Raw genomic sequence first — 25315 nt, forward strand, 5'->3', positions numbered from 1 at the left:
CGGCAGGATCCGGGCCTCGGATCGAATTGATTCGGCCGATCGATGCGGCTCTTATGTGTCGTCATTGTCCGGAATCGCAACCATTCTGCCAAGCGAAAAGATGTGATCGGCGCTGGAACATGTCTTAACCGTGTGGGCAGGGAAGCGGGGATGCGCCGGCGGCTCGATTGATTCGAGCGGCATTCCGGTTCACAAGGAGCCGGCAGTGCAGCCGGCTTGGGGTTAAGATTTTCACCCCAAATTTACCCTCTGTCCGGCTTAGTAAGCTCTGCTGATATCCTCTGGGGATTCGACGTTTCCTGCCATGCCAAAAATCCTGCTCGCTGAAGACGACAACGACATGCGCCGTTTCCTGGTCAAGGCGCTGGAAAACGCCGGTTTTCAGGTCTCGTCCCATGACAACGGCATGGCCGCCTATCAGCGGTTGCGGGAAGAGCCGTTCGAAATGCTGCTCACCGACATCGTGATGCCGGAGATGGACGGCATCGAGCTCGCCCGCCGGGCCTCGGAACTCGACCCCGACATCAAGATCATGTTCATCACCGGCTTCGCTGCGGTCGCCCTGAACTCGGATTCGGACGCCCCCAAGAACGCCAAGGTGCTGTCCAAGCCCGTGCATCTGCGCGAATTGGTCAGCGAAGTGAACAAGATGCTGGCGGCCTAAATCGGCCCCGTTCCGTCCTTGCACAGGGTCCCCTCGTCCGTTATAGGGACCCCACCCGACGTAAGTGGACTTTTAGGGCACGTAGCTCAGCGGGAGAGCACTACCTTGACATGGTAGGGGTCACAGGTTCGATCCCTGTCGTGCCCACCATCCTTCGCTCGCGATAGCGAGAGAAGGATGCCGCGCCGAAGCCCAAAGGGCGCAGGCGGGCTGCCGCCGCGAGCTTCGGCTCGGCAAGCCACGATCTCCATGCGAAGCGTGTCCGGCGTAGCTCGAAGAGCGGAGACGGACTGGCGCGTCTTGCTCGGTTTCCCTGGACAGCCCGTAGCCGGGATGGAGCGAAGCGCAATCAGGGATGCCCCTCCAGAGGCCCATCCCGGCCATCACTTCAGTTCCGTGTTCGCCACCGGCAGGATGGAGGCGACGTGCCAGCCGGTCGCATCCTGAACGTAGGTCTGGCTGATCAGAAACGTATTTTGTTGCGACGGCTTGCCCGGAAGGCCGCGTGTGAAAACGATGGGAACGAGGATCTGCATCACCTCGTTTGAGATCACCGCAACGTGGAATTCCGACATGTTGGGCTCGAGGTGCCAGGTGCCCTCGTAATACGCCTTGAATTGGGTGGCGACCGCATCGCGGCCTCTCGTCTCGATGCCCCTCGCAAACAACAGTGTGCCGGGCGAATTCCAGAGCATCATCTTCACATCGTCCGCATCATGCGCATTCTGCGCGGCGATGAATTTTTCGAAGATGTTTCTTGCCTCCGCGTCATTTGCGGCAGCTTGCGCGCCTCCTGCTGGCCAGAACGCTGCGGCGAGGAGCAGCGCTGCGGTCGCTGCCGCAGCACGACGACGACATCGCGCAAAGGGCCGCGGCCTGATGGAGCCTCGAGACATCTCGGAAGGGGGCATGGTCACCTCTCGTTTGAATGTTGGTCGTAATATCATCAATCGCCTCGCCGGCCTTTCAGGATCGCGCGATCCGCGGTCGCCGCTGCATCACGTCTTCGTTGCCCACGCCTTGGTGGATTGCCGCAGGGATTCGCGCGGTCGGGGGCTGCCCCCTGGAACAGGCCGGTGCTGCCGCGCATTGATCGGCCATGTCCAAGACCCCCGGAAAAAGGTTTGCCGTCGGCGACCACGTCAGCTGGAATTCCGAGGCCGGCCGGGTGCGCGGCCATATCCTGCGCGTGCACACCGCCGACGTCGATTACAAGGGCTACGTCCATCACGCTACGCCCGACGATCCGCAGTACGAGATCAGGAGCGACAAGACCGATCACGTCGCCCTGCACAAGGGCCGCGCATTGCGGTCGTTGAAAAGCTGACGGCCCGCGAGCCGGGCGGTCGAGGTGTCACCATGGCTCATCCGTTCTTCACCATCGGCCACGCCACACGATCGATCGAGGAATTCGTCGAATTGTTGCAGGGCAGCGCGGTCACCTTCGTGGCTGACGTTCGGACCGTGCCCCGCTCCCGTACCAACCCGCAGTACAATCGCGAGACCCTGCCGCAATCGCTCGCGGCTGCTTCGATCGGCTACGAGCACATTGCCTCGCTCGGCGGCCTGCGCAGCCGCAAGCGCGAGGTGCCGCGCGAGACCAACGCCTTCTGGCAGAACGTCAGCTTTCACAATTACGCCGACCACGCGATGGGCGCGGCCTTTCACGAAGGGCTCGCACATTTGCGCGCCGTCGGGCAGGTGCAGCGCTGCGCCATCATGTGCGCGGAAACATTGTGGTGGCGATGTCACCGTCGGATCATCACCGATTACTTGCTCGCGGCGGGCGAGACGGTGTTCCACATTCTGGGGCCGGGGCAGGTCAAAGAGGCCGAGATGAATCCGGCTGCGCGGGGCGTTCCCGAAGAGCGTCTGGTCTACCCGGCGGAAAATCAGCCAATCGCGTAAATCCCCGGCGTGGAGCTAGCCAACGCCGTCAATCGGGCTGGCTCGCCGGTTGGAGCAGCACATCCTTCAACCCGGCCGGATAAAGGCTCGGTCCGCCGTCCACGTCGAGGTCGGCAAGGTCGAACCAGCGCGCGACGATCTGCTCTCCATTGTCCTCGAGGAAGTCGAGGCGATCCCGGTCGGCGAAGGCGCCGTCGGGAAACTCCACCTCGCAGATGAACATCACCTCGTGCCCGGTTGCGTCCTCGTGCATGAAAATGTTCTCCAGCACCAACGGCTCGCTTGTGATGGTGACGTCGATGCCGAGCTCCTCGTTGAACTCGCGCATCAGCGCAGTGCGCCAGCTTTCGCCGAATTCGATCTCGCCGCCGAGCGGCCGAACACCCTTGATCCGCCCGGCATCGTCGCGAATTTCGGCCGCCAGCAGGCGCCCGTCCCGCCAGTGCAGGCCGATCGCGACGACGCGGATGTGGGGATGCGGGCGCCAAATGGTCATAGCGGATCGTTATCGCGCGCGCCGCCGTGGTGCAATGCGTGGGGCGAGCTCCGTCGGGCCGGATGAGGCTTCGCAGCCTTGATCCATGACTCGCCGCCTGCCATTGTCCGGTTATCCACCACGGCAACGAGCCGGTGCGATCGAGTTATGGCGTGCGGCGAAATGCGTCGCTTCGCCGGATGTGAAGCAAAGGCAGGCTATTGAGATGAGCAGCGTGAACAAGCCCGGCGGCAACTATTTGCCGGTGATCATCCATGGTGGACTTGCCTATGTCAGTGGCCAGCTGCCGCGTCGCGGCGAAGACCTGCTGTATGTGGGCAAGGTGGGAGCAGGCGTCGATATCGCGGCCGCACAAGAAGCTGCCGCCCTTTGCGCTGATCTCTGCATTTCCGCCATCAATCACGCCACAGGCGGAGAGGACCGGATCGTCCAGGTCCTGCAGCTCGTTGGATACGTCGCTTCGGCACCTGGATTTACCCAGCAGTCGCAAGTCATGAACGGTGCCTCCGATCGGCTGATCGAACGCCTCGGCGAGCGCGGTCGTCATACGCGGACGTCCGTCGGTGTCGCCGAGTTGCCGCGAGGGGCGCCGGTCGAGCTGAACATGATTGCCGCTGTTCGGTCATAGCAAGCAGCCTATCCAACGAGATATTTGGCAACTGCCGCCTCGTCCCACGCAATCCCGTTGCCGGGCTCCTCGCTCGGCAGCGCAAAGCCGTCCTTGATCTTCAGTCGCGTCGAAAGCACCGCGTCGGCCCAATCGACATATTCCAGCCAGTGCGCGGTCGGCGTCACGCAGAGCAGATGCGCGCTGACTTCCGAGAACAGATGCGTCGACATCTCGATGCCGGCGGCATGGGCGAGCGAGGCGGCGCGCAGCCAGCCGGTGACGCCGCCGATGCGCTGCACGTCGGGCATCACGTAGTCGCAGGCCTCCGCCGAGAACGCTGTTTGCATCGAAAAGGCGCTGTCAAAATTCTCGCCGATCTGGACGGGCGTATGCAGTGCGTCGGCAATGCGGGCGCAGCCGGCATAATCGTCGTGGCGGATCGGCTCCTCGATCCAGCTCAAGCCCTCGTCGTCGAGCATCTCGCCGCGGCGGATGGCTTCGGTCACCGTCAGTGCCTGGTTGTAGTCGCACATCAGCGTCACCTCGTCGCCGACGGCCTTTCTCACCGCGCGGACGACGGCGAGATCCTCCCGCGCATCGGGCCGGCCGACGCGGATCTTGGCGGCCTGAAACCCCTCGGCCAGCAGCTTGTGCGCCTCCTCGACGGCGGCGCCCGCCGGCATGATGCCGAGCCCCTTCGAATTGTAGGCCTTGACCGGCTTCGGCGCGCCGCCGAGAAGCCGTGCCAGCGGCAGGCCCTTGCTGCGGGCGAGCGCGTCCCAGGCCGCCATGTCGATGCCGGATTGCGCCAGCCGCTGCAGGCCGGCGAGGCCAAGCAGGGTGAAGCGCTGGGTCAGCTTGCGCTCGATCTCGACCGGCAGCAGCTCGTCGCCGGCAAGCAAGTCTGACATTTCCGTGACCATCGCCGTCAGCGGCTTCAAGGCCGATGGCGTGATCGAGAACAGATAGGCGTGCCCGCGAGCGCCCTGGTCGGTCTCGCAGTCGATCAGCACCAGCGGGGCCCTGGCGACAGCGCCGGTCGAGGTCTGCAGCGGCAGGCTCATCGGCACGATCACGGGCCGCGCATGGAAGCGTTTGATGCGGATGGTCTCGGTCATGAATCTCTCCGGGCGGGATGGAACGATCGGGCTACTTTTGCTGCAAGGCCATGCGAACGCCAAGACCCAGGTAGATCGCCCCGATGACGCGGCCCTGCCAGCGGCCGATGCTGCGATGACGGGTGAGCCAGCCAGCGACTTGTCCGGCAACAAGTGCGATCAACGCGGTGTAGATCGCGCTCATGATGACGAAGATGAGGCCAAGAATTGCAAGCTGGGCAACGACGGAGCCCTTCTCGGAATGTACGAACTGTGGGAGAAAGGCCAGGAAGAAGAGCGCCGTCTTCGGGTTGAGCAGTTCGGCCGGCACGGCCTGCCGGAAGGCGAGCGACGCGTCGACCAAACGCGACTGCGCCAACTTGATATCCTCGCCTCTTTCCATAAACGCGCGGATGCCAAGATATATGAGGTAGGCAGCGCCGGCGTACTTCACCAGGCTGAAGGCGAGAGCCGAGGTCATCAGCACCGCCGACAATCCGAGCGTAGCCATCGCGGTGTGAAGCAGGTCTCCAGTAGCGATGCCAAGACCGGTGGCAATTCCGACGCGATGCCCGCCCACAGACGCGCGCCCGAGCACCAAGAGGACGGCGGGACCCGGAATGAGAAAGAGGCCGAGAACCACCGCGATATAAGTCAGCAACGTGTCGAACTGGATCATGGTGAGTTCCGGTCTGATTGTCAGGAGCTCAAACCAGCCAGACCCGGTCTCTCAATGCAAGTCCTCGATGCGGCATAGGCTCCTGGTTCTCAGAGCTGTCTCCATCAGCCGCGAGGTGATTCCCTATTCGGTCGACGACGCTGAACGACGCGGCTTCCCGAGCCGGATTATCCGGCCGAAGCCGCGGTGCGCCAGGTTCGCTCCAACGGCGAGATCAAATGGCGAGGCGAGCTCATTCACATTTGCAGCGCTCTCGTTGGTGGAGCCGTTGCCGTCGAGGAGACCGAAGACGGATCCTGGCAAGTGCGCTTCTCGACGTACCGATCGGCATCATCGACCAGAAAACGCGCAAGCTGCGGCGCAGCGCCAGCGCCGCGCCGCAGCCGACCAGATCATGAACGACTGTTACCCATCCATCCGGTCTGTTTTGTTACCTATCCATCCGCTGGACAGCGTTCAGGTGGGCCTCACCTCGCCGCCCCCTCCGTGAACGCCGTCTCGATCACATCCCCAAAGGGCTGCCACGACCGCCCGTCGAACTGCACCAGCCGCATCTGCCTGATCGGCAGATAGTTGTTCGGCGAGGTATTCATCCTGATGTTGGGCAGCGCGACGGAGGGGTTGTAACCCCTCAGCGAAGCCGCCTGACGCATGATGTTCTCGCGTGACAGGTCGTCGCCGCATTGCTTCAGCACCTGCGTCAACGCCTCGGCCGCGGCGTAGCCGTAGACCGCTGCGCTGTTGTTGGTGCTTTCGACCTGATGGTACTTGTCCATGAAGGCGAACCATTCCCTCATGGCAGGATCGTCTTTCCAGGCGGGGTCGCTGGGGTCCTTCAGGAAGGCGGCCGAGATCACGCCGGCCGAATTCTCCAGGCCCGCGGGCGCCATCGCATTGGCGATCGAGGCGGAGGTATCGTTGACGATGAAGACCGGGCGCCAGTTGAGCGAAGCCGCGAGCCTGATCACCTTGGATGCCGTCGACGGCACGCCGAGAAAGACGAAGATATCGGCACCCGCGCGTTTGAGGATCGAGACGTGCCCGTCGAGGTGCTCGTCGCCGATGTCGAAGGCGATGTCGACGAGGACATGGCGGTTCAGATCGCCAAGTCCGTCCTGGATTCCCTTGTAGAGCATGCGTCCGAACTGGTCGTTCTGCCAGAGCACGACGATCTTCTTCCTGGGATAATAGGCCTGAATGTAGTTGGCGTAGATGCGCCCCTCCGACCGGATCGACGGCTGCCAGCCCATGGTCCAGGGGAAAGCCCTGGCCTGGCTCAGCTCCTCGTCGCCGGAGGCGACGAAAAGCTGCGGCACCTTCTTCTCGTTCAGATACCAGCGGGTGGCGAGATTGCCGGGCGTGCCGAACGATCCGAACATCAGGTGCACGTCGTCCTTCTCGACCAGATTGCGCGTCAGCTCCAGTGCGGTCGACGGATCGGAATTGTCGTCGCGCGTGATGAAGCGGATCTTGCGGCCATTGATGCCGCCGCGCGCGTTGACCATGTCGAAATAGGCGGCCTCCGCCTGACCGATCGCGCCGAATTCAGAGAGCGCTCCCGAATACGGCATGACATTGCCGATGCGGATTTCCTTGTCGCTTGTGGGTTGGTCTGGGCGTTGCTCGGACATCGCGCCAAGCGATCCGAGTGCGGCGATCAAAACGAACAGCAGTCTGCCGGTGACGCGCATGCTCGACACCTTGTCGTTGGCCCCCAACGAGGTCGGCTCAGTCCGCACCAAGGCGAGTTGATCTAGATCAGGCGTTTGGCAATCGTGTGGCCTGGCAGCCCGCTTCAATACAGCGCAGGCCCGTACGAAGTGGCAGGCGTGCTGACACGCCGCTACGGCAGCCCCCGCGCTTCCAGCTGATGCACCAGCAGCAGGGTCGGTTCGGCGAGGCTGTCGCCGGAGCCATCCAGGCCAAAGGCGCTCGCGATGCCGTCGCGACTGCGCAGCAGCGCGCTGCGCGGACAGTGGCCGGCGCCGCAGAGCGTCTTCTTCAAGGTCTCGCCCTGCGTCACGAGGCCAGGGGAATCGTCCGCGGCCCAGGCCAGCACGATCGGCACATCGACATTGAGGATGCCGGGGAATACCGAGCGCGCGTTGTACTGGCTGGCGTCACCGCCGAGATAGGCCTTCTCGCTGTCGCTGGCGTCCTTGCCGGCCCGGTAGATGCCGGACACCAGCACGACGGCCGCGACATCGGCGCGGTCGGCCTGGAACTCGGGATGCGCCAGCAGGGTTGCGACATGGAATGCGCCGGCGCCGTAGCCGACCGCGACGATCTCGCGTGCGTCGCCGTTGAACAGGTCGATATTGCCGTGGACCCAGGACAGCGCCGCCGCCACATCGGTCGCTCCCATCGGCCAGGTTGCTGCGGGTGCCAAGCGATAATTGACGCGCACCCCGATCATGTCGTTGCGGGCGGCAAAGCACATGACCTGGTCCTGGATCTGGCGCGACAGCTCGGGCGCGGCGCGGTCGCCGGTGAAACTGTCGCCGGCCACGAACAGCAGTACCGGCCGCGGCGTATCCGCCTTGGTCGTGCTGGCGGCAACGTCGAGCACATTGGCCTCGTTTTCGCCGTAGCGCAGGCCCCGCGAGAAGGTGACCTGCTCGCACAGCCGCGCGGTGCCGCCGGCGGTGGTGTCGGAATCGGTCAGGCCTGTCAGGATGAGGTCGGAGGGCGGCGTCAGCCGCGCCGGCAACGGGCCATGCGCGGATGCTGTCGTGATGGTCAGAAACAGGAAAAAAGCGAGATAATTCTTCATTTGGTGCCGGCCTTTGCGCCCCCCATATTGGTTCGCCGGTTTGGCCTGTCTTTTCAATTCGCCTTATTCGTCCGCCTTGAGGCGATTTCACGGCACCTTTGTTCGGCGACAGCAAGGCGACCATCCCGAAAGCCCCACCGTCGTCGTGTGCGAGATTTTCGGCTGGCGCCCGGCCGCCAGCGGCCCCCGGTCGCACTGGCGACGACGTGGCCCATGTGAGGACAGGTTGCGGCCCCCCGCATCCCTGGCTTCCGAGGTCTCAGGCGGCGCTCTTGCGCCTGGCTGCCTTCTTCGTCGTCTTCCTGGCCGATTTCTTCTTTGCCGTCTTCCGGGCGGCGAGATAGGCCTCGACCTTCCTGGAAGAATGGCCGGCCGCGGCGACGGCAGCCTTCAGCTTGGCCGGGGTGATCTTGAATCTCTTCGACCAGTAACGGACCTCATAGGCCTCGCTCAGCGCGATCCGGCTCTTGTCGGAGGCGCGGTGCTTCTGGAGCTTGATATACGCCTCGACCTTCTTGGCGGAACGGCCGACCTTCTTGACGGCGTATTTCAGCTTGGCCGGGGTCACCTTGAACTTCTTCGACCAGTAGGCGACTTCATATTTTTCCGTGAGCGCAATCAGCGCCCGATCGGCCCCGCCGCGCTTTGCCTTGTTGTCGGCCATGCTTCCCTCCTGCCGCGGAATGCGTGCCGCCAATCTAGCATGCAACCGGATTCGGAAGGCAAGACGCAAGCCGTGCGGTGATTGCGCAAGGCGGCGGTTTTGCACCGATGTGTCAAACCCTTGTGCGGCGCCGCCGCGCCTCGGGCGGAACGGGCGTTTTACTTTGCATGGGGTTGTTTCGCATTTTTTGTCTGGCCGGCCGCGTTACGCCCGCTTCATCGTCCGGAACGTGATGGAGTAACGGCGCGCCTCGACCGGCGGGATACTGTGCTCCCATTGCGAGCGCGCCTCGCCTTCCATCATGTACAGCGAGCGCGGCTGGGCCTCGCGCGTGTGGCGCTGCCATTTGTCGCCGCTGCGGCGGCGGAAGCGGAAGTTGCAGGCCGAGCCGAGCGACAGGCCGAGGATCTTGTCGAAGTGCGGCTTGTCGCGGTGCCAGCCGATGCCGACGCCGGCCTCATACTCGGTGCAGAGCACCTGCCGGACGCTGGCCTCCGGCAGCTTCGCCCAGGCCTCGGCCTGACGCGCGACGGGCAACAGCCAGTCCGGAATCGGCTCCGCCTCGGCCAGCCGCTGCAGCGTGTAGTCATAGCGATAGCCGAACGACGCCACCCGGCGGTTGCCCTCGAACGCCCCGAACTGGAAACGCTCGAGCGGCAATGCTGCGATGCGGCCGATCAAGGCCTGCTCGACGGCGGCTTCGATAAAATTGTCCATGTGGCGAAGGCCGGTCGGGCCTTCGTCAGGGACGGCGAACAAGCCAAGCTGCGTCATTCCTCGCATTTCCGTGATGGAACCTAATGGCGGCTGATGCGACTTACATATGACGCGGGAAGAAACGTGCGAGGCTGTCATGGCACACAAACATACCGCCGATCCGGCAGAGATCATGCGGGCGACCGGTCATCCTGAGCTGGAATATGCCGCCGGTTGGACCATCGCTGGTCTCGTCACCATCGGCACCATCGTCGCCGCCTGGGTGTTCGCGATCTAGACCGCAGGGAATTGCAGCTCGAAGGCCGCGCCCTCGTCGGTCGGCTTGAGCCTGATCGAGCCGCCATGGCTCGCCATCACCGCGCGCGCGATCGCAAGCCCCATCCCGGTGCCCCCCTGGTCGCGGCGGGTGGTGAAGAACGCATCAAAGATCCTGTCGCGGTTCGGTGCCGAGATCGGCTCGCCGTCATTGCTCACCGTCAGACGCAAGGTCGTGCGTTCGTCCACAGCCTCCAGCCTGATTGTCCCAGCCTTGTGCCGCATCGCGTTGTCGGCGAGATGCGACAGCACGATCAGTGCCTTTTCACCGGACATGCCGATGGGGCGGTCGAGGCTGCCGCTGGCCTCGATGGAGCTGGCCGGAAACCTGTTCCTGAGGTCGGCGATCACGGGCGCCAGCTCCGTGCGCTCGTTCTGCGGCAGGCTCTCGGCGCGCGCCAGATCGCGCAGCCGCTGCGCGATCGCTTCCAGCCGCTGAGTGTCGGACAGGATGTTGGCGATGAATGTCTTCTGCTCGGCCGGCGTCAGTCCGTCTGACCTGCCTTGATAGGAATCCTGCAGCAGCTCGGCCGCGCCCTTGATCGAGGTCAGCGGCGATTTCAGCTCGTGGGTGAGATGGGCCGAGAACGTCGCGATATAGTCGGAACGTCGCGCCAGCTGCTCGGCCATGCCGAGGAAGCTGTGCGAGAGCTGGGCGAACTCACGCGTGCCGTAATGCCGAAGCGGCTGGAACGCCTCGCGGTCGCCGCGGCCGATCCGCGCGGCGCGGTCGATCAGCTCGCGCATCGGCAGGGTGATGGTGCGCGAGAACACGAGGCCGATCGCGATCGTGCCGAGGATCACGGCGAGCCCCGCCAGCACGAACTTTGCCCGCTCCTGGTAGAGATGGTCGAAGATGTTGCTCGGCGTCCGCGTGGTGTAGATCACGCCCGCGACGCGGTTGTTGACGATCACCGGCATTGCCGAGAACACGTGCACGCCGAGGCCGCGGCTGAAGGAATAGATCGGGGGCGGCGGCTTGTCCGGCACGCGGTTGCGCAAGGTGGCCCGATACTGCCCGTGCAGCGCGTCGGCGACCTCCTCGATATGGGCGAGCGATTGGCCGACCTCCTGCCGCCCGGCGATGACGACGCCTTGCGGATCGAGGATACGAAAGCCCGCCAGCGTCACCTTCTGGGTCTCGCGGATGATCGGCGACAGTCTTGCGCCGATCTCGATATAGGCCGCCTGCGCCGGATGAGGCGCGGCCTGCGCATCCGGTCGCCGCCGCAGCAGATCGTTGGCGGTGAGATCGAGCGCGGGGCGGATCGGGGTGACCTGGTCGCCGGGGTCGGGCAGCACGTTCGGCGGCACCTCGGCGCCGAGCGTCAGGCCGCTGTCGAGCCTGGCCGTGACCTCCTGCGCATAGATCGTCGCCAGCACGCGGCTTTGCGCGATCAGCTCGGCCTGGGTCTGGCGGATCAGCTGGTTGTCGTAAAGGCGGAAGAAGAACAGGCCGACCAGCGGCAGCACGCCAACGGTGGTCAGCACCGTGAAGATCACGAGGGCGAGCGAGGGCCGCCATTTGTCGGGCGCCGCGCTCATGCCGCTTTCTCGCAGCGGCCGAGCTTGAAGCCGACGCCGTGGATGGTCTCGATCACGTTGTCGCAGGCCAGCACTGCGAGCTTGGCGCGGATGTTGCGGATGTGGCTGTCGATGGTGCGGTCGGAGACCCGGATGTTGAGCTGATAGGCCGCCCGCATCAGCTGCTCCCGGTTGAACACCGAAGTTGGCCGGGTCAGGAACGCGCGGAGGATGCCGAACTCGATCGCGGTCAGCTTCAGCGGTGTGCCGGCGAAGGTCGCGACATGCTGCTCGGGATCGATCAGCAGGCCGCCTTGCGACAGCGCGGCCGGGCCCGCCTTGGCCTCGCCATTGCGCGGGCTGAGCCGGCGCAGGATGACGTTGACCCGCGCCACCAACTCGCGTGGGCTGAACGGCTTCGTCACGTAGTCGTCGCCGCCGATCTCGAGACCGAGGATGCGATCGATCTCCTCGTCGCGCGCCGACAGGAACAGGATCGGCACGTCGGACGCCTTGCGGATCTCGCGGCAGACATCGAGGCCGTCGAACTCGGGCATGCCGATGTCGAGCACGATCAGATCGGGCCTGTCGGCGGCAAAGCGGCTGAGCGCCTCCTTGCCGTCGCGGGCCTCGATCACGTCCATGCCGGCCTTCTTCAGCGCAACGCGGATGACCTCGCGGATATGGCCTTCGTCGTCGACGATGAGAATGCGATGCGCCAAGAAAGTCTCCGCTCACCCTGCCGGCCGGCTGCCGGACTGATCTTTCGCCTGCGCGTCCAGCCTGCGCTGCAGCCGCCAGCTGCGAAAGCCCCAACTTCGCCAGGCCAGATCCTGGCGCTGCAGTTCTACAAGGCGGTTGCGTCGGGACACAAGACAGTAGCCTCGTGCCGAAAGATCGCTGCCCTTCGCGTTCGCCAGGAGTTCAATGGCCTTGTCGATCGCAGGCAGCGCCTGCGGCCCGAGCGAGAGGAGATAATTGGTGTCGAGCTGCACGCCTTTACCTGAAGCTTCCTTGCTGTGCGCCACATTATAGTCGGCAATGAAGGCGTCGAAGTTCACCAGCGCGCAGCCATACAGCACGATCGCGAGCGCGGTCAGATTGACGCCCACGAGCCAGCCGTTGGACCGGCCGAGCGCGATGCGGGCGACGATCAGGAGCAATCCGAGCGCCACCAGCCCCATCCAGATGAAGGCCGCGATCCGCCAGTAAGTCAGCATGTAGATATCGACATACAGGTCGAGGCGAAGGATGGAGGAGGCGACGAGAAGGACGTTCTGGCCGACCCAGAGATAGACCAGCGGCCGGATCACCGACGATTTCTCGGCCGGCCCGCCCGGGCGCATCGCCACCAGCACGAACGCCGCGGCGAGCAGGGCGGTTACGATCAGCGGATAGGCGCCGCGATGCGCATAGCCCGCATAGGTCAGATTGTCCGGCAGCGCCATATGGCCCCAGAGATAGATGCCGTCGAGAATGGACTGCGCCGCGAACAGCAGGTTGAACAGGATCAGCGAGCGCAGGATGGTGGAGGGACCAAGAAACTCCGCCGAGACCAGAGGCGGGAGCGGCGGCGGCACAGGTCCGTCCGCGACGGCGGTGGTGACGATCGTCTTGCGCCGCCAGCGCACATGGATGAACGGCCAGACCAGCGCCAGCATCAAGGCCCAGAAAAGTACGCGCGGGATGCTGATATATTGGAGGATGAGTTTCGGATTGAGCATAAACACCCATTGCTCGATCACCGGATTGGCCGCGGCGAACAGCGCGACGAAGACCGTGCTGAGTGCTGCAGGGAGCAGCCAGCGCGCGATGCCGCGGGTCAGCGCCGACGCGTTGAACACCTGGGGCGCATCGAGGAAGAACCTGAAGGGCCCGAGCAGGACGAAGTTGCGCAGCGCGCGGACGCGGTCGGCGAGCCCGGTCGTCTCCGGATTGGTCGCAAGCAGCAGGGCGATAAGCAGCGCCGCGCCGAGGATCAGCAACGAGAGCGCGTTGAGCTCCTCGACGGCCGGTGCGAGGCCGGCGATGAGAATGGCTGTGCCGATCAGGGCGCGCCGCAGGTTCAGGGCCGCGTGATTGAAGAGCACCGACACGCAAGCCGTCGCGACGGCAAAGAGGGCCAGCGATAGGCCGATCCGGTGGCCATAGAACAGCCAGTCCGCCAGTGCGGCCAGTACCAGCGCGAGGCCGAGCTTGGCCGGAATGGAGGAATGCCTGAGCGGCTGGAGGTCCGCTGCTATCGTCGAAGCCAGGCTCGTCATATCCGGAAGACCTTTCGTGATGGGTGGCATCACGAAGTCTGAACGGTGCTTGTGCAGAAGCCGGGATCATCGTCTGCACGGTTTCAGGAGTCTTTTGCAGATTTCGTGCAGGCACGCGTTTGCCTCTCGCGGAGCGCAAATCGCTTTGATAGGTGCGAAGCATCGCCACTCCCAGCGCGTGATGCATCATGCAATTCCTCCGCCGTATCGGTCTCATTCTGCTCTGGCTTGCCGCACCCCTGGTCGCATTCGTGGCCGCGAACAAGAACGATCCCTATCTGGTCGCGCTCCGGGGCGCCGGAAACGTCGCGCTTGTCGTCGCAAGCCTTGTGATCGTCATCCTCCTGCTGCGCGGAGAACGGTGGCGCACTATCGCGGGCAAGCTGCTCGTCACGCTCTGGTGCCTGCCGCCGCTCCTGATGTCCGCCGCGCATCTGAAGTTCGAGCTGCGCAAGCACGACGTTCTCGGCGCAAGCGCCGCCGAGGCGCGACAGCTCGGGCCTCATTTCATGGTCGGCTATTCCTCGTATTCCGAGGTCGCGCGGCTGGCCGAGCAGGGATTGATCGGCGGCGTCTATGTGACCCGGCACAACATCCGGGGCCGGACGATTGCGGCGCTACGTGCCGAAATCTCGGCGCTTCAGGATATCAGGCGCGCGGCGGGCCTGCCGCCGCTGGTCGTGGCCGCCGACCAGGAAGGCGGCATCGTCGGGCACCTTGCCCCGCCGCTCACCAAGGTGCCGGCGCTGGCGACGCTCACCGGGCTGGCTCCCGACGACCAGCAGGCCAAAGCGGAAGAATTCGGCCGCATCCACGGACACGAGCTCGGCGCGCTTGGCGTCAACCTCAATCTCGCGCCGGTGCTCGACCTCAAGCCGCCGGCGAGGCGCAACCGTCTCGATTTCCACACGCTGATCGGCCAGCGCGCAATTGCAACCGCTCCTGCTGTCGTCGGCACGATCGCAAGCGCTTATGTCCGCGGGCTGGAAGAATCCGGCGTCGGTGCCACGCTCAAGCATTTTCCGGGCATCGGCCGCGTCCGCACCGACATGCATCATTTCAGCGCCAATCTCGATACGCCAGTCGGGGAATTGGAAGCCTCCGACTGGCTTCCGTTCCGCGAGGTGCTGTCGCATTCGCGCAGCGCGCTGATGGTCGGGCATGTCACGCTGACCGCGGTCGATCCCGACCGCGCCGCCTCGCATTCCAAGCGCGTCGTCGATGGCATTCTCCGGGACAAATGGGGCTACCAGGGCATGGTGATGACCGACGACCTCGTGATGGGTGCGATCTACCAGAACGACGTCTGCAAGGCCGTGGTCGAGGCGATCAATGCCGGCGTCGACCTGCTGCTGGTCGCCTATGACGGCGCGCAGTTCTATCGCGTCTTCGCCTGCGCTCTGGACGGGTTGCGGCACGGCAGGCTCGATGCGGCGATGCTGCGCGCAAGCGCGACGCGTCTGGAAAGAGGATTTCCGATCGAGCAGGCCCGAGGGGGTTCTGGCGCGATCAGCCTCGCCCGTCAGGACTAAAGCATGATCCGGAAAAGTGCGCAGCGGTTTTCCGAAAAGATCATGCTTAAACAAAAAGCCAAAGCGCGATGACGATTCGTCCTGATCGTATCGCGGTTTAGCCTTTCGCATACTGACGGTAGTCCGGCTCCCGGTGAAACCAGAATTCGTAGCCGGTGACGGCCTTCTGCATGGCGACGTCGTGGATCGGCTGGTTGAGCGGAACGACCGGGACGTCGCGGATGCAGAGCGCAATGAAATCCTTCACGGCCTGGTCGTACTCGGCCGTATCAGCGGTGAAGCGGGCCTTGTCGATGAGCACGTCCATCTCCTTGTTCTGGTAGGAGGAGATGTTGAAGATCGAGTTGTTGCCGTGGAAATTCCAGTAGAAGTAATATTCGGGATAATCCAGCCAGCCGCTGAAGCGGTTGAGCGCGAGCGGCAGCTCCTTCTTGTTCAGCGTCGTCCGCCAGTTCGCGCCGGGGATCTTTTCGATTGCCGCCTTGATGCCGATCTTGGCGAGGCTCTCCTGGATAAGGATCGCCGTCGGTTCGCCGACGGTCGCGGTGCCTGTGTCGAGTGACAAGGTCGTCTCCACGCCGGAGGCGAAGCCGGCTTCCTTCATCAACGCCTTGGCCTTTTCGAGATCGGTGACATAGGGAAACGGCTGCGGCCAGACCGGCTTTGAAATGTCGGCGGCGCCGCCGTACATGGGAACGGCACGGCCGAAGAACGCGCTGCTCTGGATCTGCTCATATGGCATCGCCCAGGCGATGGCCTGGCGCAGCTTGACGTTGTCGAACGGCGGCTTTGCGGTGTTCAGAGCAACGTACCAGAGCGCATTGGGGATCGGCACGCCCGACACCTTGACCTTGCCTTCCCTGATGAGCTGGTCGAAATCCCGCGGCGCAAAGCCGCTCGACAAGTCCGCATCGCCTCGCTCCAGCATGGCGCGGCGGGTCCCGCCGGAGGGGACGTCGCGTGCGATCACGCGCCTGATCTTCGGCAACGGTCCGCTCTTCCAGTCGTCGAAGCGTGCCAGCACGGTCTCGCTGCCGGGCTTCCAGCTCTCGATCCTGTAGGCGCCGCCGCCGGCCTCGTTGTTCTTCAGCCACGCCAGCGCCCACGGGTCTTCGGCCGTCGCATTTTTCTTCGCCAGCTCGGAATTGATGATGAACGGCACCACGACGGCGACGTTGAACAGCAGCATCTTGTCCTTGCGGACATAGTCGATGCGGAAGGTGTGATCGTCGACGACCACGAACTGCTCGGGCTTTTCCAGCGATCCCGCGGACATCTGGAAGGTCGGAAAGCCGCCGACCTTCACCGCGCGGTCGAACGACCATTTGACGTCCTTGGCCGTGACCGGCGACCCGTCGTGGAACTTCGCATCTTTTCGGAGGCGGAAGGTGCAGGACATGCCGTCGGCCGCGACCTCCCAGCTCTCGGCGAGTTCGGGCGCGAGCCTCTCGCGATCATACGACAGCGTTCCGTCCGGCAGCGTCTTGGAGGCGTAGGAGAGCAGGCGGTCGTAGCAATTCCACGATAGCCCGTTCACGGTCTGGTTGGAGCCGACGCCCTGCATGTCCAGCGAGTTCGGACCCAGCTCCTGCACCACCAGCAGCGTTTCGCTCCGGCCCTGCGCCCAGGCGAAGGGAGGGGCGACGGCACTGATGCCGGCGGCACCCACGCCGCCGAGCAGCACGCTGCGGCGGCTCATATGGAAGGGTGAACTGCTCATGGGTGCCTCCTGTCCGGCAATTGTCCGGCATCGAGAGGCAAGGTGTGTGCCACCGGCACGAATGATCGTACCGTGTCCGGGGCCGGCCGCCCCGCGCGACGGCGCGAGGCGGTTTCATTCGGTGCGTCTGCGCGCGCCAGGCGCTTCCTATTCGGCCTGCTCCAGTGCGGCAGGCATCTTCGCAACCGACATCAGCGATCGCGCGACCTGATTGAGCAGGAGATCGGCGTTTTCTTCTTCGGCGAGGGATTTGGAGAGCAGGGCGACCACTGCGCTATGCCGGAGCTGCTGCGCCAGGTTGCGCGCGGTGGTGTAGCCGGACATCTCGTAATGTTCGACGCGTTGAGCCGCAGAAATCAGTGCGAGGTCGGCGGCCGCGTCCTCCTTTTCTTCGCCTTCCTTCATGACCTCCTGGCCTTCCTCGATGAGGCCCATCATGCCCTTGCAGGGCTTGGCGCGTGCGTTCTCGCCGAGCAGCTCGAAGCACTCGTTGATGCGCTCGATCTGATTCTCGGTCTCGGTCAGATGCTGCTCGAATAATTCCCGCAGCTGGTCGAAGCGGGCGGCCTGCGCCATCTTGGGAAGCGCCTTGGTCAACTGCTTCTCGGCATGGAGAATGTCGCGCAGTTCATGGAGCAGGAGATCGGTCAGGCCGGCTTCGTCGACGGGCGGTGAGCTTTCCGTGACGATCGGCGTGCCGGCGCCGGGATCGGCGGACTGCAGCGCAGGCGATTCCGTGAACACCCAATCCTCGCCCTCGTTCCAGGGACCGCGGGTGTCGATTTCGCCGTGGTCACCGCTGCCGGTGGAGTCGTTGAAGTACTGGTTCACGAGGCCGGGCGTCGGCGCGAGCCTGCCGACGCTGAAGGCCGGCTTCGACAGGCTTTCGAGCGCTCGCGCGAACGCCTTCATATGAGTGATCTCCCGCGTCATCAGGAACTGGAGCGCGTCCTTGCTGCCGGCGTCGTCGCAGAAATTGATCAGCCGTTCATAGACGATCTTGGCGCGCGCCTCGGCGGCGATGTTGCTGCGGAGATCGACGTCGAGCTCGCCGGTGATCTTGAGATAGTCGGCGGTCCAGGGATTGCCTTGCGAATTGAACAGGTTGACACCGCCGCCGCCGGCGATCGCAATCAGCGGATCGGCTTCCGCCGCCTGGCGGTCATTCTTCGAAGGCGCAAGATGCATTCGCGCGAGACAGCCGACGACTTCGAGATGGCTGAGCTCCTCGGTGCCGATATCCATCAGGAGATCCTTGCGGTCGGGGTCCTCGCAATTCAAACCTTGAATCGAATATTGCATCGCGGCCGCGAGTTCCCCGTTGGCGCCGCCGAACTGCTCCAGCAGCATATTGCCGAAGCGGGGATCGGGTTCGTCGACACGCACGGTGAACATCAGTTTCTTGACGTGGTGATACATGGGAAGGCTCGCGCTCTGAGGGAAACTATGCGCGTCAACCGACCCTCGGAATGTTCGTTCCTAGCTCTCGCCGAGATTCAGATCCGGTGCTGCGCGAAGGAGTGAAGCGGAGCGCATATGCACGTTCGTTGGTGCCGGCGAGATCTCTACGGTCCCGCTGCTGCGCGGCCCTATGCTGCCCGCGCGATCAGTCCGTCAATCATCGCGCGCACGAGGCCAGCGATTTCCTTGCGCAGCGCCGGCAGCGGCACGGCGACCAGCTTCTGCTCCAACCCCAGCGCCACCATGCCATGGACCGCCGAGAACAGGCTGCGTGCGGTGATGCCGAGCTCCTCCGGGCCGCGCTTTGGAAACAGCGCGGCCAGCGGCTTGTAGATGTGGCGGAACAGCCGCATCTGGTCGTCGACGGACCAGTCGGGGACGACCTTGTCGGCCTCCATGCGGTGCTCGAACAGCGCGCGCCAGAGCTGGAGATTTTCCGCCGCGAAATCGCAATAGGCGATGGCGATGCGGACCAGGGTCTCCTGCGGCGAGGGGGCGCCCGCGCCTTCCGCCACGCTCAGCGCCTCGTCGAGCCGGAGCAACGTGCGCGACCCCACACGCAGGATCAGCTCATCCATATCGGCCACGAGATTATAGACCGCACCATTGGCGCAGCCGATCTCGCGGGCGAGATCGCGAGTTTTCAGCCCTGACAATCCACGGTCCGCGATCATCCGTTCCGCCGCCTGAATGAGCGCGGATCGAAGTTTCTCTCGACGTTCCAAGGCCTTAGACATGCATCGGTCAAATTCTTGAGCGTTGCTCAAAATTCTCTTGAACAATGTTCAAGGTTGTTGCTACAAAGTATCTGTGAGCAACGCTCATAACAGGGAGCAACAGATGTTCAAGACCGTCGTGACACTTTTCCGCGGCAGCGTGGCCGCCGCGGGCGAAGAGCTGGAGGACCGCACGGCCCTCCTCATTCTCGACCAGCAGATGCGCGATGCGGCCGCGGCCGTCGAGCGCAGCAAGCGGACGCTGGCGCTGGCGATCGCGCAGGATCAGCAGGAAGGCCGCAAGCTCGAGGCGACGATCGCCCGCATTGCCGATCTCGAGGCGCGCGTGGTTGCGGCGCTCGACGGCGGCCGCGAGGATCTCGCCAGGGACGCTGCCGAAGCCATCGTAGGCTTGGAGGCCGACCGCGATGCGGCAATGACGGCCCGCGCCTTGTTCGCGACCGAGATCGCCCGGTTGAAGCGGCACGTCGCGACCGCGCAGGCCCGCATCACCGAGCTCGATCGCGGTCGCCGCGTCGCCCGAGCCTCGGAGGCGGTACGCTCGCTTCGGCGCAGCGGCATCGAGGCGGCACGCCCTTACGAATCCACGCTGCCGGAGGCGGAGAGCACCCTGCGGCGCCTGCGCGAACGGCAGATGGAAACCCAGGCCGCCGATGATGCGCTGGTCGAGCTCGACGCGGCCACCGGTCCGCTCGCCACCGCCGAGAGATTAGCCGAGCAGGGTTTTGGCCCACGGTTGAAGACGACTGCGGACGACGTGCTGGTCCGGTTGAAGTCCAAGCGCGCGCCGACTGCCTGATCCCCAACCCCATCATCATTCGAACCAACAGGAGACCGTCATGAACCAGAACGGCCAACCCCATAGCAGCGCCTGGGTGACCTTCACCTACGCGTCCTTCGCAGCCTCCGCATTTCTCGTCGCCATTGGCATCTTCTTCCTGCCGATCGACCTCTGGATGAAGGGCTATCTCACCATGGGCATCGTCATGCTGATCCAGACCTGCATCACCCTGACCAAGACCGTGCGCGACAATCACGAGAGCAGCCGGCTGGTGAACCGCATCGAGGATGCCAAGGCCGAGCGTTTGCTGATGGAGGTTTCCAAGGCGGCTTGAAAAATGTGCCTTGCGCCAATCGGACGACGAGCAAGAGAGCCGCGGAGCGACGCGTCGCGGCTCTGGCGTCCGGGGCCACCCGGAATGAGGTCTTGATCGTGCCTCGCGGTCCGCATCTCGCATTGTACTTCGAACGCAGGTGCGATATGGCTCTCGCGCTTTCCAGAGGCGGAGACGAGCTTTGTCGAAACAATCGCTGCGTGAGGAGGCCGAGCGCCTGATCCGCGAATCGATGGAAAAGAAGACCATCGTCGTCAAGCAGGGCGCGACCCGCATCGAGGCCGTCTGCGGCAAGTGCGGCGCGCCGAACCGGGTCCAGGCGGAGAAAGGCCAGACCCGGGTCAAGTTCGCTTGCAAGAATTGCGGGCACCAGCAAGAGACGCTGTAGGGCAGTTGCACGAACTTGCCGCGCCGCGAACACTCCAACCCCTCATCCAGAGGAGCCCGCTGAAGCGGCGTCTCGAAGGATCGAGGCCGGGCTGCTGCAGCCGGGCCTGCATGGTTCTCGCGGCGATGCGCAGCATCGTCCGCCTCGCGCGCAAGGGCGCGCTCCTCACCATGAGGGTCTGACAGTTACTTCCCCTCCACGAACCTCGTGAACGCATCCGCGTAATCCGGGTGCCAGCGCGACAGCGGCGGCCGGTTCTCGACGATGTCGCCGGCGGCCCATTGCATGCGCTTCTCGTCGAGCGCGCGCGGCACGTCGTTGTCCGGGCACAGGATGTAGAAATCGCCCACCTCCAGCCGCGCCAGCATGAAATCGACCGTCTGCTCCGGCGTCCAGGCGCCGGCCGGCTTCTCGGTGCGTCCTTTCGCGGTGAGGCCCGTGAAGACGAAGCCGGGGATCAGCAAATGTGCCGTGACGCGACAGTCTCTCGTGTTGCGCAGTTCGTGCTGGAGCGCTTCGGTAAATGCCTTCACGCCGGCCTTGGAGACATTGTAGGCGGGATCGCCCGGCGGCGTGGTGATGCCCTGCTTCGAGCCCGTGTTGATGATGAGGCCGCACCTGCCGCGTGCGATCATGTTGGGTGCGAAGATGCGCGAGCCGTTGATGATGCCCCACATGTTGACGGCGATGACGCGCTGCCAATTGTCGGGTTCGCCGAACAGCGTGCTGCCCGGCTGGATGCCGGCATTGTTCATGAGCAGGTCCGTTCCGCCGAACTGCGCGGCCACGGCGCGTTCCAGTTCCCTCACGCTCTCCGCGCTGCTGACATCGACGGCGAAGGTCATCACGTTTGTGGCAGACGTGACGGATGAGAGTCTTGTTGCGGCGTCCGCCAGACGTTCGCGGTCCGCGTCCGCGATACACACCTTCATGCCCGCGCGCGCGAAGGCCGCGGCGGCGGCAAATCCGATTCCGGATGCGCCACCTGTAATCACGGCGACATTGTCTTTGACGATGGCGGGATGGGGCATGGATCATCTCCGGGGAGCCTCTTCATCGAGCTATAACATGGCAGCAGTCCGACCCTGCACAAGTTGGCATGGGAGGTCTTCGTTCAGCGCTGCCTTTACGCCTATCCGGCACGGCTGTATCCTCCACTCCAACGATCCCGCCCAGATCGAACCAATCAATTACCTGACAGGGAGTGCAGCCATGGCTGTGTCGCAGGCTATTCCGATCACGCGCCATCCGTTCGCGAATGGGTCCTACAAGCAGATGCTGATCGACGGGAAGTGGGTTGATGCAGCCTCAGGCAAGCGCTTCGAGACTCATAATCCTGCCACCGGCGAATTGCTCGCAACCGTCGCCGAGGGCGACAAGGAAGACATCGATCGTGCGGTTGCCGCCGCCCGCCGCGCCTTCGAGGGGCCCTGGAGCAAGGTGAAACCGTTCGAGCGGCAGAATCTGCTGCTCAAGCTTGCCGACCTCGTCGAGAAGAATTTCGACGAATTGTCGCAGCTCGACACCCTCGACATGGGTGCGCCTCTCAGTCGCACCCGCGCCTATCGCCTGCGCGCCGTCGGCATGCTGCGTTATTACGCCGGTCAGACCACGGCGATCCACGGCGAGACCATCGAGAACTCGCTGCCCGGCGAGATTTTCTCCTACACGCTGAAGGAGCCGATCGGCGTCGTCGGCGCCATCATTCCCTGGAACGGCCCGCTCACCGCGACGATCTGGAAGATCGGCCCGGCGATCGCGACCGGCTGCACCGTGGTGCTCAAGCCCGCCGAAGAGGCGCCGCTGACCTCGCTGCGCATCGCCGAGCTGGCGATGGAGGCGGGCATTCCCCCCGGCGTCATCAACGTCGTGCCCGGCTACGGCGAGACCGCGGGCGCCGCGCTCGCCTCGCATCATGACGTCGACAAGGTCGCCTTCACCGGCTCGCACGTCACGGGTCAGTCGATCATCCGCGCCTCCGCCGGCAACCTCAAGCGTGTCTCGCTCGAGCTCGGCGGCAAGTCGCCGGACATCGTGTTCGCGGACGCCGATCTCGACGCCGCAGTGCCCGGCGCGGCGATGGCGGTGTTCGCAAATTCGGGCCAGATCTGCAGCGCCGGCACGCGCCTGTTCGTCGAGCAGTCGATCTACGAGGAGTTCGTCGGCCGCGTCGCCGAGTTCGGCAAGAAGCTGCAGGTCGGCAACGGTCTCGATCCCAATGTGCAGATCGGCCCGCTGGTGTCAGAGCAGCAGCTCGAGCGCGTCACCGGCTATCTCGACATTGGCCAGAAGGAAGGCGCGAGGGCGCTCGCCGGCGGCGGCCGCGTCACCGAGGGCGCGCTGTCGAAGGGCTTCTTCGTCTCGCCGACCGTGTTCGCGGGCGTTCAGGACAACATGCGCATCGCGCAGGAGGAGATTTTTGGCCCCGTCATCTCCGCGATCGCATTCAAGGACATGGACGAGCTGGTCAAGCGCGCCAACAACACCACCTTCGGCCTCGGCTCGGGCCTGTGGACGCGCGACGTCAGCAAGGCGCATGCGGTTGCAAAGTCGCTGCGCGCCGGCTCGGTCTGGGTGAACTGCTACCAGGCGATGGACCCGGCCGTGCCCTTCGGCGGCTACAAGATGAGCGGCTATGGCCGCGAGTCCGGCAAGCAGCATGTCGAGGAATATCTCAACGTGAAGTCCGTCTGGATCAAGACGGCCTAGCACTTGTTCTCTCCCGCCTTCCGCGGAAGGGAATATCTGCTTTTATGGGGGCGGCGCCTTTTCCGGGTGCCGCCCCTCGCTATATGATCCGCATCCTTCTAAAGAAACTCGGGGTCAGCATGAAATTCGAGGCGTTGTTTAGACCGTTGCAGGTTGGTCCGTACAAGCTTGCGCATCGCGTCGCGATGGCACCGCTGACACGCATGCGGGCCGAGCGCGAGAGCTTTTCACCGCGCCCGCTCAACGCCGAATATTACGGCCAGCGTGCGACGCCGGGCGGCCTGCTCATCGCCGAGGCCTCGCCGGTGCTCTCGCACGGCCGCGGCAATCCGGCGACGCCCGGCATCTATTCGGAGGCGCAGATCGCCGGCTGGCGCAAGGTGGTCGATGCCGTGCACGCCAAGGGCGGCATCATCTTCCTCCAGCTCTGGCATGTCGGCCGCGTCTCGCATTCCTCCTTCCACGGCGGCGAGCTGCCGGTTTCGGCCTCGGCGATCCCGATCAAGGCGGAAGGCATGAAGGCGATGACGGCCGACGGCAAGATCTCGGACTATGAGACGCCGCGCGCGCTGGAGACCGGGGAAGTCAAGGGTATCGTCGAGGCCTTCAGGCAAGGCGCGAAGAATGCGCTCGCGGCCGGTTTCGACGGTGTCGAGATCCACGGTGCCAACGGCTATCTGCTCGAGCAATTCCTGCAATCACGCAGCAACCAGCGCACCGATCAATATGGTGGATCGATCGAGAACCGCGCCCGGCTGCTGCTCGAGGTGACGCAGGCCGCGATCGACGTTTGGGGTGCGAACCGCGTCGCCGTGCGGCTGTCGCCGCATGGCATCGCCAACGATTCCGGCGAGCCCGATCCGATGCCGCTATACACCCACGTGGTGAAGGCGCTCGACAAGCTCGGCCTCGCCTATCTGCACTTCATCGAGCCGCGATCGAGCGGCTCGGGTCGCGCCGAGGTCAACTGGCAGAATGTGCCGTCGGCGATGCTGCTGTTCCGCCCGCTCTACAGCGGCGTGCTGATGACCGCCGGCGGCTTCACCGGCGAGACTGCGAATGCGGCGATCGCCGACGGCCATGCCGACATCATCGCCTTCGGTCGCATCTTCATCTCCAATCCCGATCTGCCGCGCCGCCTGCAGCACGACTACCCGATCACGCCGTACAACCGCGCGACGTTCTATGGCGGCGAGGAGAAGGGGTACACGGATTATCCTGTTTATGACGAGCTGACGCCGGCGTAGTTCGGCTGTCATTCCGGGGCGATGCGTAGCATCGAACCCGGAATCCATCTCTCCGTCTGAACAAGCCGCCTGATGGATTCCGGGCTCGCGACTTTGTCGCGCCCCGGAATGACGATCGTATTGTCTGCAATGACAACGGAAAGACGTTCATGGCCAAAGCCGCAGCCGCCGCAGGGATCGCCACCGGCCAATGCCTCTGCGGCAAGGTCACCTTCGAGATCGATGTCCCCGCGCGCTGGGCCTGGCACGATCACTCCGCCGCCAGCCGCCGCGCCCATGGCGCGGCCTATGCGACCTATGTCGGAAGCTGGAAGAAGCGGTTTCGCATCACATCCGGCAAGACCGCTCTCACCCGCTACGAGGACAAGTCCACCAAAACCACGCGCAGCTTCTGCTCGCAGTGCGGCACGCCGATTGCCTATGAACGACCGCGCGGTCCGCACATGGTCAACATCCCGCGTGCGCTCTTCAGGGAGCGCACCGGCCGCCAGCCGCTCTATCACATCGCGATCGAGGAGCTGCAGGAATGGGCCTATACCGGCGAGCCGCTGGTGCCGCTGAAGGGCTTTCCGGGCGTGGTCTGGCAGCGCTCGAAAAAGAAGAAGCGCGCGGGCGGCGAGGACCCGTTCGAGCTGGGCCGGGAGGAAATTTAGCTCCACTCTCATGCCCCGGACGCGGTGCGGCACGAAGTGCCG

27 protein-coding genes and 1 tRNA gene are annotated in these 25315 nt (G+C 64.3%); 13 read left to right on the forward strand and 15 right to left on the reverse strand.

All coding sequences use genetic code 11. The annotated features are described in order from the left end of the window. Positions 1–304 precede the first annotated feature (304 nt). Both cpdR and XH81_RS23240 read left to right on the forward strand, forming a co-directional pair. A complete protein-coding gene (gene cpdR / locus XH81_RS23235; RefSeq protein WP_007597092.1) occupies positions 305–664 on the forward strand; it encodes a cell cycle two-component system response regulator CpdR in 360 nt (119 codons plus the stop codon). 75 nt (positions 665–739) lie between these two features. Continuing rightward, a tRNA-Val gene (locus XH81_RS23240) sits at positions 740–814 on the forward strand. Between the two features lie 233 nt (positions 815–1047). Here the strand turns inward: XH81_RS23240 and XH81_RS23245 are convergent. Next, the gene (locus XH81_RS23245; protein WP_244439186.1) at positions 1048–1362 is read right to left on the reverse strand and encodes a hypothetical protein; all 315 of its coding nucleotides are present in this window, start codon (positions 1360–1362) and stop codon (positions 1048–1050) included. Between the two features lie 401 nt (positions 1363–1763). Between XH81_RS23245 and XH81_RS23250 the strand changes: the two genes are divergently transcribed. After that, positions 1764–1991: a DUF2945 domain-containing protein gene (locus XH81_RS23250; RefSeq protein WP_018316154.1), complete on the forward strand. Its 228-nt coding sequence runs from the start codon at positions 1764–1766 to the stop codon at positions 1989–1991. 32 nt (positions 1992–2023) lie between these two features. Next, positions 2024–2572, forward strand: a complete 549-nt coding sequence (locus XH81_RS23255) for a DUF488 domain-containing protein (protein WP_028140018.1) — start codon at positions 2024–2026, stop codon at positions 2570–2572. Positions 2573–2600: 28 nt separating this feature from the next. Here XH81_RS23255 and XH81_RS23260 read toward each other — a convergent pair whose 3' ends face one another. Further along, positions 2601–3068: an NUDIX hydrolase gene (locus tag XH81_RS23260; RefSeq protein WP_028140019.1), complete on the reverse strand. Its 468-nt coding sequence runs from the start codon at positions 3066–3068 to the stop codon at positions 2601–2603. An 85-nt stretch (positions 3069–3153) separates the two neighbouring features. On the opposite strand from XH81_RS23260, the gene XH81_RS23265 reads away from it, so the two are divergent. Next, positions 3154–3696: a RidA family protein gene (locus XH81_RS23265; protein WP_240536476.1), complete on the forward strand. Its 543-nt coding sequence runs from the start codon at positions 3154–3156 to the stop codon at positions 3694–3696. An 8-nt stretch (positions 3697–3704) separates the two neighbouring features. On the opposite strand, the gene XH81_RS23270 is transcribed toward XH81_RS23265, so the two are convergent. The 6 genes from XH81_RS23270 to XH81_RS23295 form a co-directional block, all read right to left on the reverse strand. Beyond that, positions 3705–4796, reverse strand: a complete 1092-nt coding sequence (locus XH81_RS23270) for an enolase C-terminal domain-like protein (RefSeq protein ID WP_028140020.1) — start codon at positions 4794–4796, stop codon at positions 3705–3707. 31 nt (positions 4797–4827) lie between these two features. Continuing rightward, the gene (locus XH81_RS23275; RefSeq protein ID WP_271596377.1) at positions 4828–5454 is read right to left on the reverse strand and encodes a LysE family translocator; all 627 of its coding nucleotides are present in this window, start codon (positions 5452–5454) and stop codon (positions 4828–4830) included. A gap of 467 nt (positions 5455–5921) precedes the next feature. Further along, complete coding sequence (locus tag XH81_RS23280) at positions 5922–7145, reverse strand: ABC transporter substrate-binding protein (protein WP_028140023.1); 1224 nt, start codon at positions 7143–7145, stop codon at positions 5922–5924. 152 nt (positions 7146–7297) lie between these two features. Beyond that, positions 7298–8227, reverse strand: a complete 930-nt coding sequence (locus XH81_RS23285) for an alpha/beta hydrolase (RefSeq protein ID WP_028140024.1) — start codon at positions 8225–8227, stop codon at positions 7298–7300. 259 nt (positions 8228–8486) lie between these two features. Beyond that, entirely contained in the window at positions 8487–8891 is a 405-nt protein-coding gene (locus tag XH81_RS23290) for a DUF3606 domain-containing protein (RefSeq protein ID WP_271596378.1), read from the reverse strand. A gap of 204 nt (positions 8892–9095) precedes the next feature. Next, positions 9096–9665: an alpha-ketoglutarate-dependent dioxygenase AlkB gene (locus XH81_RS23295; protein WP_028140026.1), complete on the reverse strand. Its 570-nt coding sequence runs from the start codon at positions 9663–9665 to the stop codon at positions 9096–9098. A 79-nt stretch (positions 9666–9744) separates the two neighbouring features. Between XH81_RS23295 and XH81_RS23300 the strand changes: the two genes are divergently transcribed. Next, positions 9745–9885, forward strand: coding sequence for a hypothetical protein (locus XH81_RS23300; protein WP_018321489.1), 141 nt, complete (start codon positions 9745–9747; stop codon positions 9883–9885). Here XH81_RS23300 and XH81_RS23305 read toward each other — a convergent pair. Genes XH81_RS23305 through XH81_RS23315 form a run of 3 tightly spaced genes read right to left on the reverse strand, consistent with a single transcriptional unit; the run spans position 9882 to position 13711 of the window. Continuing rightward, positions 9882–11468, reverse strand: coding sequence for an ATP-binding protein (locus XH81_RS23305; protein ID WP_028140027.1), 1587 nt, complete (start codon positions 11466–11468; stop codon positions 9882–9884). The genes XH81_RS23300 and XH81_RS23305 overlap by 4 nt on opposite strands. Then, positions 11465–12169, reverse strand: coding sequence for a response regulator transcription factor (locus XH81_RS23310; protein WP_028140028.1), 705 nt, complete (start codon positions 12167–12169; stop codon positions 11465–11467). The genes XH81_RS23305 and XH81_RS23310 overlap by 4 nt, the downstream gene beginning before the upstream one ends. A gap of 12 nt (positions 12170–12181) precedes the next feature. Beyond that, complete coding sequence (locus XH81_RS23315; RefSeq protein ID WP_028140029.1) at positions 12182–13711, reverse strand: DUF4153 domain-containing protein; 1530 nt, start codon at positions 13709–13711, stop codon at positions 12182–12184. Positions 13712–13899: 188 nt separating this feature from the next. Here XH81_RS23315 and XH81_RS23320 point away from each other — a divergent pair, with 188 nt between their 5' ends. Further along, positions 13900–15243, forward strand: a complete 1344-nt coding sequence (locus tag XH81_RS23320; protein WP_028140030.1) for a glycoside hydrolase family 3 N-terminal domain-containing protein — start codon at positions 13900–13902, stop codon at positions 15241–15243. Positions 15244–15340: 97 nt separating this feature from the next. On the opposite strand, the gene XH81_RS23325 is transcribed toward XH81_RS23320, so the two are convergent. The 3 genes from XH81_RS23325 to XH81_RS23335 all read right to left on the reverse strand — a co-directional run bounded on the left by XH81_RS23325 (position 15341) and on the right by XH81_RS23335 (position 19161). Next, positions 15341–16963 carry an ABC transporter substrate-binding protein gene (locus XH81_RS23325; protein ID WP_028140031.1) on the reverse strand — a complete coding sequence of 541 codons (1623 nt, stop codon included), beginning with the start codon at positions 16961–16963 and terminating at the stop codon, positions 15341–15343. Between the two features lie 147 nt (positions 16964–17110). Beyond that, positions 17111–18382 carry a DUF892 family protein gene (locus tag XH81_RS23330; RefSeq protein ID WP_028140032.1) on the reverse strand — a complete coding sequence of 424 codons (1272 nt, stop codon included), beginning with the start codon at positions 18380–18382 and terminating at the stop codon, positions 17111–17113. A gap of 170 nt (positions 18383–18552) precedes the next feature. Then, entirely contained in the window at positions 18553–19161 is a 609-nt protein-coding gene (locus XH81_RS23335) for a TetR/AcrR family transcriptional regulator (RefSeq protein ID WP_028140033.1), read from the reverse strand. Between the two features lie 103 nt (positions 19162–19264). On the opposite strand from XH81_RS23335, the gene XH81_RS23340 reads away from it, so the two are divergent. The 3 genes from XH81_RS23340 to XH81_RS23350 all read left to right on the forward strand — a co-directional run bounded on the left by XH81_RS23340 (position 19265) and on the right by XH81_RS23350 (position 20664). Further along, positions 19265–19960: a PspA/IM30 family protein gene (locus XH81_RS23340; protein WP_028140034.1), complete on the forward strand. Its 696-nt coding sequence runs from the start codon at positions 19265–19267 to the stop codon at positions 19958–19960. 40 nt (positions 19961–20000) lie between these two features. Continuing rightward, entirely contained in the window at positions 20001–20276 is a 276-nt protein-coding gene (locus tag XH81_RS23345) for a YiaA/YiaB family inner membrane protein (RefSeq protein ID WP_014491840.1), read from the forward strand. Between the two features lie 181 nt (positions 20277–20457). Further along, positions 20458–20664, forward strand: coding sequence for a hypothetical protein (locus XH81_RS23350; protein ID WP_008145196.1), 207 nt, complete (start codon positions 20458–20460; stop codon positions 20662–20664). A 185-nt stretch (positions 20665–20849) separates the two neighbouring features. Here the strand turns inward: XH81_RS23350 and XH81_RS23355 are convergent, their stop codons facing one another. Beyond that, positions 20850–21695 (reverse strand): SDR family NAD(P)-dependent oxidoreductase, encoded by an 846-nt coding sequence (locus tag XH81_RS23355; protein WP_271596379.1) that lies wholly within the window; start codon positions 21693–21695, stop codon positions 20850–20852. 181 nt (positions 21696–21876) lie between these two features. Here XH81_RS23355 and XH81_RS23360 point away from each other — a divergent pair, with 181 nt between their 5' ends. From XH81_RS23360 to XH81_RS23370, 3 genes are all read left to right on the forward strand, one after another. Then, positions 21877–23373, forward strand: a complete 1497-nt coding sequence (locus XH81_RS23360; RefSeq protein WP_028140036.1) for an aldehyde dehydrogenase family protein — start codon at positions 21877–21879, stop codon at positions 23371–23373. A gap of 119 nt (positions 23374–23492) precedes the next feature. Further along, a complete protein-coding gene (locus XH81_RS23365; protein ID WP_028140037.1) occupies positions 23493–24620 on the forward strand; it encodes an alkene reductase in 1128 nt (375 codons plus the stop codon). A gap of 149 nt (positions 24621–24769) precedes the next feature. Beyond that, positions 24770–25273 (forward strand): GFA family protein, encoded by a 504-nt coding sequence (locus tag XH81_RS23370; RefSeq protein WP_028140038.1) that lies wholly within the window; start codon positions 24770–24772, stop codon positions 25271–25273. Positions 25274–25315: the final 42 nt, after the last annotated feature.

The sequence above is a fragment of the Bradyrhizobium sp. CCBAU 25360 genome (genome assembly GCF_028128695.1).
GTDB lineage: Bacteria > Pseudomonadota > Alphaproteobacteria > Rhizobiales > Xanthobacteraceae > Bradyrhizobium > Bradyrhizobium ottawaense.

Bases quoted from the DNA above. Each gene is read 5' to 3' on its own strand.
- cpdR (WP_007597092.1), top strand. From the start codon at position 305: ATGCCAAAAATCCTGCTCGCTGAAGACGACAACGACATGCGCCGTTTC.
- XH81_RS23245 (WP_244439186.1), bottom strand. From the start codon at position 1,362: ATGATGCTCTGGAATTCGCCCGGCACACTGTTGTTTGCGAGGGGCATC.
- XH81_RS23250 (WP_018316154.1), top strand. From the start codon at position 1,764: ATGTCCAAGACCCCCGGAAAAAGGTTTGCCGTCGGCGACCACGTCAGC.
- XH81_RS23255 (WP_028140018.1), top strand. From the start codon at position 2,024: ATGGCTCATCCGTTCTTCACCATCGGCCACGCCACACGATCGATCGAG.
- XH81_RS23260 (WP_028140019.1), bottom strand. From the start codon at position 3,068: ATGACCATTTGGCGCCCGCATCCCCACATCCGCGTCGTCGCGATCGGC.
- XH81_RS23265 (WP_240536476.1), top strand. From the start codon at position 3,154: ATGACTCGCCGCCTGCCATTGTCCGGTTATCCACCACGGCAACGAGCC.
- XH81_RS23270 (WP_028140020.1), bottom strand. From the start codon at position 4,796: ATGACCGAGACCATCCGCATCAAACGCTTCCATGCGCGGCCCGTGATC.
- XH81_RS23275 (WP_271596377.1), bottom strand. From the start codon at position 5,454: ATGATCCAGTTCGACACGTTGCTGACTTATATCGCGGTGGTTCTCGGC.
- XH81_RS23280 (WP_028140023.1), bottom strand. From the start codon at position 7,145: ATGCGCGTCACCGGCAGACTGCTGTTCGTTTTGATCGCCGCACTCGGA.
- XH81_RS23285 (WP_028140024.1), bottom strand. From the start codon at position 8,227: ATGAAGAATTATCTCGCTTTTTTCCTGTTTCTGACCATCACGACAGCA.
- XH81_RS23290 (WP_271596378.1), bottom strand. From the start codon at position 8,891: ATGGCCGACAACAAGGCAAAGCGCGGCGGGGCCGATCGGGCGCTGATT.
- XH81_RS23295 (WP_028140026.1), bottom strand. From the start codon at position 9,665: ATGACGCAGCTTGGCTTGTTCGCCGTCCCTGACGAAGGCCCGACCGGC.
- XH81_RS23300 (WP_018321489.1), top strand. From the start codon at position 9,745: ATGGCACACAAACATACCGCCGATCCGGCAGAGATCATGCGGGCGACC.
- XH81_RS23305 (WP_028140027.1), bottom strand. From the start codon at position 11,468: ATGAGCGCGGCGCCCGACAAATGGCGGCCCTCGCTCGCCCTCGTGATC.
- XH81_RS23315 (WP_028140029.1), bottom strand. From the start codon at position 13,711: ATGACGAGCCTGGCTTCGACGATAGCAGCGGACCTCCAGCCGCTCAGG.
- XH81_RS23320 (WP_028140030.1), top strand. From the start codon at position 13,900: ATGCAATTCCTCCGCCGTATCGGTCTCATTCTGCTCTGGCTTGCCGCA.
- XH81_RS23325 (WP_028140031.1), bottom strand. From the start codon at position 16,963: ATGAGCAGTTCACCCTTCCATATGAGCCGCCGCAGCGTGCTGCTCGGC.
- XH81_RS23330 (WP_028140032.1), bottom strand. From the start codon at position 18,382: ATGTATCACCACGTCAAGAAACTGATGTTCACCGTGCGTGTCGACGAA.
- XH81_RS23335 (WP_028140033.1), bottom strand. From the start codon at position 19,161: ATGTCTAAGGCCTTGGAACGTCGAGAGAAACTTCGATCCGCGCTCATT.
- XH81_RS23340 (WP_028140034.1), top strand. From the start codon at position 19,265: ATGTTCAAGACCGTCGTGACACTTTTCCGCGGCAGCGTGGCCGCCGCG.
- XH81_RS23345 (WP_014491840.1), top strand. From the start codon at position 20,001: ATGAACCAGAACGGCCAACCCCATAGCAGCGCCTGGGTGACCTTCACC.
- XH81_RS23355 (WP_271596379.1), bottom strand. From the start codon at position 21,695: ATGCCCCATCCCGCCATCGTCAAAGACAATGTCGCCGTGATTACAGGT.
- XH81_RS23360 (WP_028140036.1), top strand. From the start codon at position 21,877: ATGGCTGTGTCGCAGGCTATTCCGATCACGCGCCATCCGTTCGCGAAT.
- XH81_RS23365 (WP_028140037.1), top strand. From the start codon at position 23,493: ATGAAATTCGAGGCGTTGTTTAGACCGTTGCAGGTTGGTCCGTACAAG.
- XH81_RS23370 (WP_028140038.1), top strand. From the start codon at position 24,770: ATGGCCAAAGCCGCAGCCGCCGCAGGGATCGCCACCGGCCAATGCCTC.